Here is a 13,962-nt window from a genome sequence, read left to right as displayed (position 1 = left end):
AATCATCGACTTGTAATAGATATCAATAAATTTCCAACAGTGAAAAACGCCAGCATGAAAAAATACTTTTTAGTAACGATAACAATACTGTGCCATTTAACCTATTGCCAAGCTCAAAAGTCAGGCGATTTTACAGTCATTGAAAAAAGCTTTACTACCCCTTCAGAAAGTACTCAAACGGCTTGCTATTGGTATTGGCTAAACGACCATATTTCTAAGGAAGGAGTAATTAAAGATTTGCAAGCAATGAAAAAGGCGGGGATCAATAGGGCATTTATTGGAACCAATATCCGAAATCGAACCAGTTTTTCAAGAGACCTTACAGGACAATATTTCGGGAAAGTGAAGTTTTTTTCTGACGAATGGTGGAGTGTTTTAGAAACTGCTTTAAAAACGGCTTCTGATTTAAAGATAGAGATTGGTATTTTTAATTGTCCAGGGTGGAGCCAATCTGGTGGACCATGGGTAAAACCTGAACAAGCTATGCGTTATTTAGCAGCGTCTGAAGTACGTGTAAAAGGTCCGGTTAAACTATCAGAGCAACTGGTAAAACCAGATACATTTTTTCAAGATGTAAAAGTATTGGCTATTCCAGTGGCACCTGATTATGAGCAAAATTTATTGGATTTACCCAAAACAAAGCTGACTGCTTCTAATCTTCAAGTGTTTAAATCTTCTGCTCTTAACGCATCAAAGTATGTGTTATCCGAAAAGAAGGGTATGATTGATATTGAACTAACCGATATTTCAACGATTCGTAGCCTTACATTTTATACAACAGCTACAATCAACATGAAGGTTGAATTGCAGGTAAAAGAAAACAATGAATATAAAAGTATACAGACTTTTAGCGTCTTTTCTGCGCAGACTGTAGAGAATTTGGCAACAGGATTCGAACCTTATGCGCCATTTACGCTACCGATAGATGAATTGAGAGGGAAAGCATTCAGACTGATTTTTAATAAAAATGGAGAAACAGACAGTCAAATCAGCAATATTGTTTTGAGTTCAACACCAGCAATTAAAAATTTGCAGGAAAAAAAGCTGGCAAAAATAATCAGCGGTCTCCCTGCTTGGGATGCTGCCATGTGGAAAACTCAAACTCCCTATGACACAACAATCAAGATGCCCCAAGCAGACCAAGTATTGGATATCTCTCAATATATGGCATCAGATGGTACACTCAATTGGAATGTACCCAATGGCAATTGGATAATTATGCGTACAGGTATGCGATTTATTGATGTACGAAATGGTCCAGCTTCGTTTGAAGCCGAAGGCTTAGAAATTGATAAAATCAATAAAACGCACCTTGAAAGCCATTTTAATGCTTTTCTGGGGCAAATACTAGAACGTATCCCAGCAAAAAATCGTCAAACATTTAAAGTAGTAGTATTAGACAGCTATGAACGTGGAGGGCAAAACTTCACGGATGGTTTTTTAGCCGAATTTAAGCAACGTTATGGATATGATGCTACCGCGTACTTGCCAGTTATGAAAGGACATATTATCGGAAATATTGACTTGTCAAATCGTTTTCTTTGGGATATGCGTCGTTTAATTGCTGATAAAATCTCTTATGACTATGTCGGTGGATTGACAGCAATAAGTCATAAACATGGTTTGACAACATGGCTTGAGAATTATGGACATTCGGGTTTTGCAGGAGAATTCCTTCAATACGGCGGTCAGGCGGATGAGATAAGTGGAGAATATTGGGACAGACCAATCAATGATAAATACTACGAAAATCGTGGAGCATCTTCGGCAGCACATATCTATGGAAAAAATAAAGTTTGGGCAGAATCTTTTACCAGTGGCTCATGGGAGAACAATGAATCCTTTAAAAGCTATCCTCAGAAATTAAAAAGAGTGGGAGATTGGGCATTTACTGAAGGAGTAAACAGCACCTTGTTGCATGTATATATTCAACAACCTTATGTAAATGACTATCCCGGCATAGATGCATGGTTTGGTACAGAATTCAATCGTAAGAATACATGGTTCAGTCAAATGGATTTATTTACCTTGTATCATAAACGTTGTAATTTTATGCTACAGCAGGGGTTAAATGTAGCTGACATTGCTTACTTTATTGGGGAAGATATCCCGAAAATGACAGGTATTCGTAAACCAGAGTTGCCTAAAGGATATAATTATGATTATGTGAACGCTGAAGTAATCATCCGTAATATGTCCGTCAAAGACGGGAAGTTAGTACTACCGCATGGTACAACCTATCGTATGCTAGTGCTTCCTCCTCAACAGTCAATGCGTCCTGAAGTATTAGCTAAAATTGAACAATTAGTGTCAGATGGCGCTATTATAGTAGGGACACCTCCTAGCCAATCACCAAGCTTGCAAGATTATCCGAGTGCTGACCAAAAAATCCAAGCACTAGCCAAAAAAATGTGGGGAGACCTTTCGGTAAAACAGCGGGCTTATGGAAAGGGAATGATAATCAATGACTTGCCACTTGAGGAGGTGCTAAAACTCATTAATACAACAACGGATTGTTTTTCTGATAACGAGTCTATACGCTATACTCACCGTACAGTAAATGGAAAAGAAATTTATTTCCTAACAAACATTAGCGACAAGGCGGTAGATTTTACAACAACATTTCGAGTAAATGGACTTCAACCCGAACTGTGGGATGCTTTAAGTGGCTCTATAAAGCCTTTGCCAGCCTTTGAACAAGCCAATGGTACTACAAAAATTCCCTTACATTTAAGTGTTGATGGTAGTGCATTTATTGTATTTCGCAAGCAGGGAAAATCTACAGCGAATGGGCGTCATGCAAATTTTCCTGATCAAACTACCCTTGCAACCGTTCATGCTCCGTGGCAAGTTACATTTGAACATGATTCAATAAAGCGAGGTCCTTCTGAGCCAGTGGTATTCTCTGAATTGAAAGACTGGACGAAAAGCGATGATGAACGAATACGTTATTATTCTGGTACGGCCATTTATAGAACAACATTGACTATTGACCAACTCTTGAAGGGTCAGCAGTTATATTTGGATTTGGGAGACCTTACTGCCATGGCTAAAATAAAAGTAAATGGTGAATATGTAGGCGGAGTATGGACAACCCCTTATCAGGTGAATGTTACTGGAAAGATTAAAAAAGGAAATAATAGTATTGAGATTGAACTCGTAAATACATGGATGAATCGCCTGATTGGCGACCACCGTTTACCTGAAAATAAAAGGATTGTACAATCGAAAAATAATAAGTGGAGTGCAACCTCGTCCTTACAAAAGTCAGGGTTATTAGGCCCTGTAAAACTTTTGACTGAGTAAAAAATGTTAGGTTATTGGGTTAAAACAATTTGGTCATATATGGTCGAAAGTATCACTAATTTTGTGATACTTTCAGATTAATCTACTTTAATTCTCTTTTTTGCTTTCCTTCCTTTGTTCTTTTCGAAGTAAAATCTCCTTCAAATGTTGCTACAGTTCTTAATACTTTATTAGCATCCTATAACAGTAGTCGAGGTATTCTTAATTTTGCATTTGAATTATTTTTGTAATTCAAATGTACCTTGTACTTTCGTTTTATAAGGAAGAGGATATTTTTAATTATTTAAAGTCCCAGACCTCCTCAACTATTTACTATTCATTTTAATGGATAAAAGAACAACGTTAAATAATATTATTATCTACTGTCAAAACCGTTTTAACCATGGTTTAGCTACTGATTGGAAACATAGTGATTTTGCAAATCTTAGTCGCGAAATCATGCGTGATACAGGTGTGAATATCAGCCCAAATACGCTCAAACGTATTTTTGGAAAAATTTCCGTTGATGATGATTACTTACCTCAACAAGCTACCATTGATGCCCTTAAAAAATATGGCAGATATGTTCCGCAAGAAATAAGCTCAATATCATTGCCCCAAGTAGAAGATACACCCAAAAGAAACAACCCCTTTATTTTTAAAAAGTATCAACAGGTTATAGTCATCTCTTTAATTATTAGTGGATTGTTTCTATACAAAATTTTAACCTCAACAGATGACCTTTCTGGTAGTATTAAATTAGCCCGTATAGAAGGAATCTTGCCCCAAACAGTTTTTTTTGATTTGCAATTGCCTTCTACCAAAGATAGTATTTTTGTCAATTTTGGCGATAAATCTCCTCGGGTTTATGTTGATGCTACACAGAAAAGCTCGGCACATAATTATTTATTCCCCGGAATATTTCAAGTGAGTTTACAAACAAAGAGTAAAACCATAGCAACCACAAAAGTATATGTGCGTTCGGATAAATGGATTGGTCTAGGGTTTCATAACCAACGAGATTTACCTAATCGACACTACGAATTCCCTGCTATAAAAACGGGGACAGACAGTGTTTTTCATATCAATAACAGTCAACTCTATAAGACTGGCATGGATACAGTGGGAAGAATGTATATCAGACTGTGTAATTATACACCGACAAATTACCATGCTGATGATTTTGTTTTTGAAACTACCTTTAAGAATAAATTACACGAAGATGGTATTTACTGTAATAGTACAAAATTTCAAATAGCTGGAACCAATAGCATAATTCGTTTTATGTTTGTAAACCAAGGCTGTAGTTTTGGAGTATTGAACAACCTTAGTGAACAAGTATTTAATGGAAGCAAAAGCAATCTTTCACAATTTGTGATTGACCTAAGAAAATGGAATACCGTTAAATTAATAAATCATCACAAGCATGTTTCATTGTTTGTAAATAACAAACTTCTTTTTGAAGGCACTTATACCCAACCCCTCGGTGAAATAAAAGGATTGTTCCTTGAATTTGCAGGAAATGGTTTTGTTAAAAACTGTGACTTGAAAACTCATGAGGGCAAAAGTCTTTATCATTTTTAATCACTCGCTAAAATGCTGTGATATACACACGCTTCTATCTTCCTAAAACTCACTGATAATCAACAAATTATCTTGTCCATAATTTTGGTCAAAGATTGGTCAATTACATTTAAGTTAACAAAAGGGTGTTCTACATAATTTTGAGTATTGCTTCTTCTGACAAAGAAGAAACAATGCTCATTTTTTCTTTTTGTTAATGCTAACAATATTTCTATGAATTTTAAGTACACTATTTTAATCGCATTCACGTGTTTGTCTTGTACCTACAATAGCTTATTGGCTCAGGTACAAATGCCTTCTAAGGGCGATTCTCCAAAACGTATTTCACTCAATGGAACATGGAAGTTTAAGTACATCCCTTCGTCTAAGCTAAAAGGTGATTCCTTGTTTCACGAAACTACTTTTGATGATAAACAATGGGAAAACATTAAAACCCCTGGCAATTGGGAATTGCAAGGTTTTGCCGAACCCATTTATCACAAAAAACTAAAAGAAGGAACGGGATTATACCGTACTAATTTTTCAATTCCTACCAACTGGAATGGAAGTCCCATTTATATTGCCTTTGATGGTGTCGCCTTTGGCTATACTTTTTGGGTAAACGGAAAATATGCAGGCGAGTTTTCAAGTGCTTTCAACCGTCAAACCTTTGATATTTCATCTTTGGTTACAGCAGGTAAAACACACTCTTTAGCCGTTAAGGTGATAACTCATCCCAAAGGTTGGGAGTTCGATACCAATGACGACTGGTCGCTGTCGGGTATTTATAGAGATGTTACGGTATTTAGTCTGAATCCTGTACACATCAAAGATGTTCTTTTGCAGACATTCCTACAGGCAGAGAAAGCCAACCTTCATATAAAAGCCGACGTAGAAAAGACAAGCAGCGCATCGTTTTCTAAGAATATTAAGTTGGTCGGACAACTCATAAACGCTGCTGGGAAGACGGTGAATACTTTCACAATCTTGCCTGATAAGAAAGCATCAGAGGAATCGACCATTGCTTTTTCGCAAGTAGTTAAAATAAATAACCCTGCCCTTTGGTCTGCTGAAAAACCTTCCCTATATACGCTTCGCTTGACTTTAAAAGACGAGTCGAATGTCCTACAAGAATATAGTGAACACGTGGGAATCAGAGAAATTTCTTGGGCAAATGGTGTGCTAAAATTAAATGGTTCGCCGATTAAATTAAGGGGTGCAACCCACCACGACCTTTCTCCAATCAACGGACGGGGAATTACTGAAGCTGAAATAAAGCACGATTTGAAATTGATGCGCGAAGCCAATATCAACTTTATTAGAACGTCACATTACCCTCCTAATCCACGCTTATTAGCATTATGCGATTCCTTAGGTTTTTATGTAGACGACGAAGTACCGTATGGTTTTGGAGAAGAACACTTGAAAGATTCTACTTACTTGCCTAATTTGTTACAACGGGCAAAATCAACCATTTGGCGTGACAAAAACCATCCAAGTATCATTTTTTGGAGTGTCGGTAATGAAAATCCTGTCACAAAAATCGGGCTAAAAACAGGAGAATATGTAAAATCACTAGACCCCACTCGTCCCTATTGTTTCCCACAAGGACCAACAGATTTTCGTGAAATGTTGGTAAAACACCCTATGGTCTCAGACATCCTTGCACCTCATTATTTAGTAGCTGCTGAATTACGAGAATTAGCAAAGACTATTAAACAGCCATTGGTTATGACAGAATATGCCCACGCATTAGGGCTTGATTTTAATTCAGCTGATGAGATTTATGATGTTATGTATACTAACCCAACCTTAGCGGGCGGGGCAGTATGGGAGTTTGTTGACCAAGGAATCCTTCGTAAATCGCCTAAAAAACCAAACAAAGATGAAAAAACTACTTTTGTTTGGCCGACAGAAAACACCTTTTATGACACTGCCGACAACCAAGGAACAGATGGTATAGTATATTCAGACAGAACGCCGCAAGTTGATTATTTTCAACTGAGAAAAGTTTATGCTCCTGTAAGAGCACTTGATACCGATTTGACCTTTAAATCAGGCAAGCAAACCTTTCAAGTAAAGGTGGTCAACCGTTATGATTTCACAAATTTAAGTGCCGTCAAATGCAAATGGCAGGTTTGGGGAGACAATAGTCTGTTAAGTTCAGGAACAATTCCTATGAATTGTTTGCCACACGATACTTTAGTGTTGAATATTGCCACTAGTTTACCCGAAAAGCCCACGACTACGATACACTACCTAAAACTAATGTTTGAAGACAACGCACACTATCAGTTTTATGAAAAATCGTATGCTATTCATGCCAAAGAACTTAACGAAAGGTTAACGAATATCTCAGCCCCGAAAGCATCAAAACCTATCAAATCGGGTGAAAGCATCACATCAGAGAACTATCGTTTTGACTTTGTGAAAGAAACGGGAGGCATTCAGCTTAAAAATAGTCAAGGAGAAATAATCATTTCAGAAGGATTATTTGCGAGGGTCGGTCGTAAACCTTCTATGGCTCAAAATGCGACGATTCCTTCCAAGAGGTCAAAACTGAAACATACACTTTGGGCTGAGTATTTGTTATCCAAACCAACAACACAGGTAAAAACATTTGATGCAAAACAATTGATTATCAATGACACATTTTTTCCTGATAGTTCAAAAGAGCGTTCAATATCGGGAGATATTGCCTACACTTTCGCTGAAAATGGACAAATCAATGTAGATTACAACTTTGTTCCAATAGGGAAAGAAGAAGCTGTAGAAACAGGCGTTTCGATGCTTATTCCAGCAACCTTTACCGAATTTAGATGGGTAGGAAAAGGTCCTTATGCAGCTTATCCTGGCAAAGAAAAACTAAGCGATTATGGCATTTATCACCTAAATAGCAATGACCTTTATTTTGCAGGAAACCGTCAGCATGTTGATTGTGCAGTTTTTACAGATTCAAAAGGAAATGGGTTTGCCCTCCTCGCCAACAAAGCAAATATTGCCGTTGAACGTACAGAAAAGGGGATTGTGGTAAGTCATAATGCCCACGTATCTAGCACTTTTAATAAGTATGAATGGCCAGATAATTTATACTCTTTTAAAAATGCCAAAGGGTTCAGTGGAAATTTTAAGATATTGCCTTTTACAGCTGAAACATGGCCTACTATTCTAAAAAATCTGTTCGGAGATAGCAAAAATACAGTTAAACCATTCCAACCTTTTTATCATAGTTATGACCAATAAATCTGTTTATTAAGATTTCATATACCCTAAAAAGAACATGAGTAACTTGTTAGCTTAACAAGTTACTCATGTTCTTTTAGTTAAATGCCTTAAATATTATTAATTAATCGCATTAAATACTCCTCCTCCCCTCCTATAATTTTTCTTCTATTTTCACCTTTCCTTTTTTGGATATTTTATAGTGTAATTGAACCTCTAATTTATAAATAACTGCTAAATTTTCAGGTATTTATATTCCTTAATGCTTTGTAAATTTCTTCCAAAAACTACTACATAAGTGCTAGGCTTTCACGCTAATTTCCTACAGGATTTGTCTTTTTTGTGCAATATATTACACCTCTATGATGGGTTGGTTGTGCTTAATGATTATAGGATTTTCCCATGTCAATTTTGAACTATTTAACCCACCATTCAAGCGATTTTAAAAATATTCTTTCCCTAAAAAACTGCTTCTAATTAAGCTTATACGTTCCTCCTCAAGAATTGCACATTTTGAAGTATATTAAGTTTAAACAGTACTTAACAAAGAATAAATATATATTCAGAATCCCCTTTTCTACAGGATGCACCATGAAGGTTTGGGATTTACATGGCAATACTTTTATGAAAAAGACAAAAAAATATTAGATAAATTATGTATTTCACTTCTTTTTCACTGTTTCATTTTAAAATCCGAAATCAATGCTAAAAAAATTACTAAGAGTGAGTGTACTAATGGTTTTTGCTGGTTGTTATACTCAGGTGCAGGGTAAAACACGTCTGGTATCTACCAAAAGTATTAGGTTGGCCTATTCAGAAAGGTTGCCAAACAAAGTAGCGGTTGCTTTGCCAGTGACAGGTAAGATAACCAGTAGTGATGGTGAAGCACTACCTGGAGCAGCTATCAAAATCAAAGGTACTGCCAAAGGAACAATCACAGGTGCTGATGGTTCTTTCAAAATTGAGGTGCCAGATGGTAATGCGGTGTTAGTGATTTCTTCGACAGGTTACGAAACCCAAGAAGTAGCGGTAGGTTCACGTGGCGTGATTAATGTGGTGTTAGTGAATGATATTAAGGCATTGGAAGAAGTTGTTGTTGTTGGTTATGGCGAGCGTAAAAAATCTGATGTTACGGGTTCTATTGTAAGTGTAAGTTCAGCAGAAATCAATCAACGACCTGTCAGTAATGCCTTGCAAGGTATTCAAGGTAAAGCTGCTGGGGTAGATGTTTCATCAAGTGACAGACCGGGTACAATCGGGAGTGTGTCGATTAGAGGGGTTCGTTCTCTTACGGCTTCCAATTCACCATTATACGTGGTAGATGGTATTCCATTGATTTCGGGAGGTATTGATAATATTAACCCAAATGATATTGAGTCGATTGACGTCCTAAAAGATGCCTCTGCAACAGCCATTTATGGTTCAAGAGGTGCTAATGGTGTAGTGATCGTTACGACAAAAAGAGGTAAAAATGGTAAATATACCATCAGCCTTAGTACTGCCTATACAACAGAAACCTTGCAGAACAGATCTAAGTTGATGGATGCTGGTCAGTATATTGAATACAGAAGATGGTCTAAGTATTATTCAAATACAGCAGTGTTTCCTCGTGGTGACCAGCCGACACTAGCAAATGACAAAGATATCTTCCTTGGTACTTCAGACCCTTCTGCTTTTGCTAACATTCAAAAAGGATGGGCTAGTGGCACATGGGACGGTTCGAAAGTGGAAACTACTGATTGGGTAGGAATGATTACTCAAACATCTTTGACAGCTCAGCATACGTTGAGTGTTAGTGGTGGTACAGAAAAAATGAAAGCCTATGGTTCGTTTGGGTTTCTTAATAACCAAGGTACTGTTAAAGGGCAAGGATATAAGCGTTATTCAGGAAAACTAAGCATTGATATAAAACCTACGGAGTGGTTTACAATGGGAGGTACTTTAAATACTGCTTATTCTATTAATGAGTACGGACAGTCAACAGTGGGTAGAAACAATAACGTAAATACAGCAGGACTTTATGAAAGTTCAAGAGCTATTTTTAGTTATGCCGTGCCGTTTGATGCTACTGGAAAGCGTGTGGAATTGCCGGGTGGTGATGATGCCGTTAAAACGATTGTTAATGAAGAGAAGTATTCGCAAGACCAACGCATTAATTTAAGGGCTTTTGGTAGTTTTTATACAGAATTTAATTTCGGTGGATTCACAAAAGCACTAGATGGCTTGAAATTCCGTATCAATTTTGGTCCTGATATTTCAATGAACAGAGATGGGGTATATCTTGACGCCAACTCTGTAGTAAGAACGGGGTCTAGTTATGCTGCTTTGATTAAAGACCAGTCGATGTCTTATACGTTAGACAACATGCTGACTTATAACAAAACCTTCAATAATAAGCATCAGCTTGGTATTACTGCGCTACAAACGCAGACCCAATACGACTATGAACAAAGTAGTATGGGTGCTGATAACGTTCCTTTTTCAAGTCAGAAATGGAATGCTTTGTCAACTAGCAACTTGCCATTAACCTCTTGGAATTCAACGTTGACACAAAGACAAATCCTTTCTTACATGGGGCGTGTCAACTATGACTTTGATAATAGATTCTTAGTAACCGTTTCAGGACGTTATGATGGTGCTTCACAATTATCAGAAGGCAATAAATGGGCGTTTTTCCCAAGTACAGCCTTGGGGTGGAGATTGAACAACGAGCGTTTTATGTCTAATCTAACTTGGATAGACCAATTAAAAGTAAGAGCGGGTGTGGGTGTTACTGGTAACTCTGCGATTGACCCCTATTCAACTAAAGGTGGTTTGAATCCTATTTTTTATCCATTCGGAGGAACAATTACTTCTGGGGTACTCAACCTAACGACCTTAGCAAACCAAAATCTGACATGGGAGAAAACGTCTCAGTTCAATTATGGTATTGATTTCTCTATTTTTAAAAGAAGAATTAGTGGTAGCTTAGACTATTATACATCTAGCACAACTGATTTATTGTTGTTAAAGACGATTCCTTCGGTAACGGGTTTTGTTAACACCTATGCCAACGTAGGCGAAACTGCCAGCCAAGGGATAGACCTTACCTTAAATACGCTGAATTTTAGCAAAGGAGGTTTTGAGTGGAGTTCAACATTCAATGGTTCTTGGCAGGATAACCATATCGTTACATTGGCCAATGGAAAAGTGGACGATATCAACAACAACTGGTTTATCGGACAAAGTCAAGGGGTGATTTATGGCTATCAATCAAATGGCATCTGGAAAGGGTCTGACCAAGCAGAGATGGCTAAATTTAATGCAAATGGTCAGAATTTCTCAGCAGGTTTGTCAAGACCAGTTGACCAAAATGGCGACTATAAGATTGATGCCAACAATGACAGGGTAATCATCGGTAGTACTATCCCTAAATTCTTGGTGGGTTTTACAAACAACTTTGAATACAAAGGATTTTCGCTTTCAATATTCTTATACGGAAGATTTAGTTACTTATTTAACACAGGTGGCGAAGGATTGACTGGTCGTTTCAACCAACGTGTGGTAAATTACTATACAGAAGTTAACACCACTTCTGATTATCAAAAGCCTATTTATACAGCAGGTACTGGTGACCCATACTCGTTGATTTTGGGCTATAAAGATGGGTCGTTCCTTAAAATCAGGAATATTTCATTGGGTTATAACCTACCTGATAAATTTTCAAAAAGCATTGGGCTAAGCCATTCGAGAATTTATGTACAAGCATTGAACCCAGGAATGATTTTCAATAACATCGACTGGATAGATATGGATTTAAGAAATTCAGCTTGGAACAAAGGCTTCTCAATGGGTATCAATGTTGATTTTTAACGTTATAACAAATTCAAAATGAATAAGACATATCTAAAATATATAAAAACAGGTGTTTTCATCGTCGCTACTTTTGCGAACATATCCTGTGATAAAACATTTCTTGATGAAGAACTTACTACCAGAAGAGGGTCTGCCTACTATGATACAGAGGCAGGTATTCAATCATTGGTAGTAGGAACTTATAATCAAGTATTGAGCGTTCCATTCAGTACCGAAATGCAGTTTAGTACAACGAATTCTGGTACTGACGAATTTCACGTAGGCGGAGATGCTTCTAATGGTACTTGGAATAATTACGACGGTGGGTTGAAATCTATCGTTACCGTTTCAAATGCCAATACTGTTGCCGCAGATGCTTCATGGAATGCTTCTTATATTGGCATTGGTTTGGCTAATCAGATTATTAAATCTGCCTCAGAGATAACTTCAACCAACAATGCTATCAAAAAAACGGCATTGGGCGAAGGCTATTTCTTCCGTGGGTTTAGTTACCTAAAATTGGTTCGTCAATTCGGTGGTGTACCTCTTAAATTGACGGTGAGTACTTCTGTAGAACTTGAATTTACGCGTGAGACTGCTGAAAAAGTATATGCTCAAGTAATTGATGATTTAACAAAAGCTTATGACTTGTTGGATAATACAGGCGCTTCACCTGCAAAGGTTACCAAAGATGCCGCTGCACATTATTTAGCCAAAGCATATCTTTCGAGAGCAAGTGAAATTAATGATGCTTGGAATACATCCACCAAAGCTTCTGACCTTGCTAAGGTGGTAAGCCTTTCGGATGAAGTAATCGCAAGACACCCATTAGCCACCAACTATGGTGACATTTGGGCATACAATAAACCGAATGGAACGAATGAGTCGCTATCTGAATTAATTCTTTCAGCTCAGTTTACGGGTGATTTAACAGCAACTACTTTCAATTTCAATCACCTAGTATTTACGGCTCGTTATGATGATATGCCTTATATGCAGCGTGATTTAACAGGTATGAGACCATATAGTCGCTTGGCTCCTACTTATTTCACCTACGATGTTTTTGACCAAGTGAATGATTCTAGATTTTGGAAGAGTTTCAGAACCAAACACAGAACTAATAAAGGAAGTGGAAAGTATGTAAACGGTGATTTAGGGATTATGTATGTAATCAATAGTCCAAGCGATACCCGTTTTACAAAAACAAAATACTTGGATGAGATTGTTTATTCAAAAACGAACAAAACGATTCCATCAGTATTTGTTGCTCACGCTTCTGATGGCAAAAGTTTAATGACTGATGTTAGATTCCCATCATTGAGCAAGCATTTTGATGGCGCTCGTTTGGCAATCAATGAAACAAGAGGAACAAGAGATGAGATTTTGGCAAGATCAGCCGAAACGTATTTAATGGCTGCAGAAGCAAAAATCCGTTTAGCAAACCTTGGACAAGGTTCTTTTGATGCTGCACTTCCGTATATCAATGCTGTTAGAAAAAGAGCTGCTTATAAAAGTGGTGAAGACCGTTCATATTATACTGATGGTGCTGCTGCGTACGTAGTTTCAGCGTTAGTTCCGAACCCTGATATGAATTCATTCATGACCGAAAACTCTTATTATGAATCGAATAATATCGCTACCACCACTACTGCTACGGCACTTGACATTGTAAGTGCTACCACGTTGCCAGCCCAAGATGTAGCTGTAATTAATAAGTTGGGATATAGTTCTACGTATGACAAAATGTTGTGCTTAGTATTAAATGAAAGAACAAGAGAGCTTTGTGGTGAATTCCACCGTTGGGAAGATTTAAGTAGAACAAAAACCCTAGTGGCTAGAGCAAAAGCGTATAATCCAGAGGCTGTAACGTATATCAAAGATTACCATGTATTGAGACCAATTCCTCAAACATTCCTTGATGCTATTTACAGTAAAGGGGCTGCATTAACTTCTGCTGAAAAGCAAGCGATGCAAAATCCTGGGTATTAATTGTAACCTTAGCACAATTCCCTATCCTGCTGTCTTCAGAGAGTAAGATTAAATTAAAATCCTTACTAT

At 37.4% G+C, this 13,962-nt stretch carries 5 protein-coding genes; all 5 read left to right on the top strand.

Features of this window, described 5'->3' with window-relative positions:
* The first annotated feature begins 54 nt into the window (after positions 1–54).
* The 5 genes from AC1RNE_RS18785 to AC1RNE_RS18765 all read left to right on the top strand — a co-directional run bounded on the left by AC1RNE_RS18785 (position 55) and on the right by AC1RNE_RS18765 (position 13,893).
* The gene (locus tag AC1RNE_RS18785) at positions 55–3,306 is read left to right on the top strand and encodes a glycosyl hydrolase (protein WP_492803050.1); all 3,252 of its coding nucleotides are present in this window, start codon (positions 55–57) and stop codon (positions 3,304–3,306) included.
* Positions 3,307–3,630: 324 nt separating this feature from the next.
* Complete coding sequence (locus AC1RNE_RS18780; protein WP_492803048.1) at positions 3,631–4,869, top strand: hypothetical protein; 1,239 nt, start codon at positions 3,631–3,633, stop codon at positions 4,867–4,869.
* 213 nt (positions 4,870–5,082) lie between these two features.
* Positions 5,083–8,091, top strand: coding sequence for a glycoside hydrolase family 2 TIM barrel-domain containing protein (locus AC1RNE_RS18775; RefSeq protein ID WP_492803046.1), 3,009 nt, complete (start codon positions 5,083–5,085; stop codon positions 8,089–8,091).
* A 681-nt stretch (positions 8,092–8,772) separates the two neighbouring features.
* The gene (locus AC1RNE_RS18770) at positions 8,773–11,922 is read left to right on the top strand and encodes a SusC/RagA family TonB-linked outer membrane protein (RefSeq protein ID WP_492803044.1); all 3,150 of its coding nucleotides are present in this window, start codon (positions 8,773–8,775) and stop codon (positions 11,920–11,922) included.
* 18 nt (positions 11,923–11,940) lie between these two features.
* The gene (locus AC1RNE_RS18765; RefSeq protein WP_492803042.1) at positions 11,941–13,893 is read left to right on the top strand and encodes a RagB/SusD family nutrient uptake outer membrane protein; all 1,953 of its coding nucleotides are present in this window, start codon (positions 11,941–11,943) and stop codon (positions 13,891–13,893) included.
* The last annotated feature ends 69 nt before the right edge of the window (positions 13,894–13,962 follow it).

The organism is Arcicella sp. GW822-FHT02H01 (assembly GCF_058802005.1).
This window is presented reverse-complemented; position numbering and strand designations above follow the sequence as displayed.

Excerpts from the sequence above, each read along its gene's own strand:
- AC1RNE_RS18785 (WP_492803050.1), top strand. The coding sequence starts at position 55 with ATGAAAAAATACTTTTTAGTAACGATAACAATACTGTGCCATTTAACC.
- AC1RNE_RS18780 (WP_492803048.1), top strand. The coding sequence starts at position 3,631 with ATGGATAAAAGAACAACGTTAAATAATATTATTATCTACTGTCAAAAC.
- AC1RNE_RS18775 (WP_492803046.1), top strand. The coding sequence starts at position 5,083 with ATGAATTTTAAGTACACTATTTTAATCGCATTCACGTGTTTGTCTTGT.
- AC1RNE_RS18770 (WP_492803044.1), top strand. The coding sequence starts at position 8,773 with ATGCTAAAAAAATTACTAAGAGTGAGTGTACTAATGGTTTTTGCTGGT.
- AC1RNE_RS18765 (WP_492803042.1), top strand. The coding sequence starts at position 11,941 with ATGAATAAGACATATCTAAAATATATAAAAACAGGTGTTTTCATCGTC.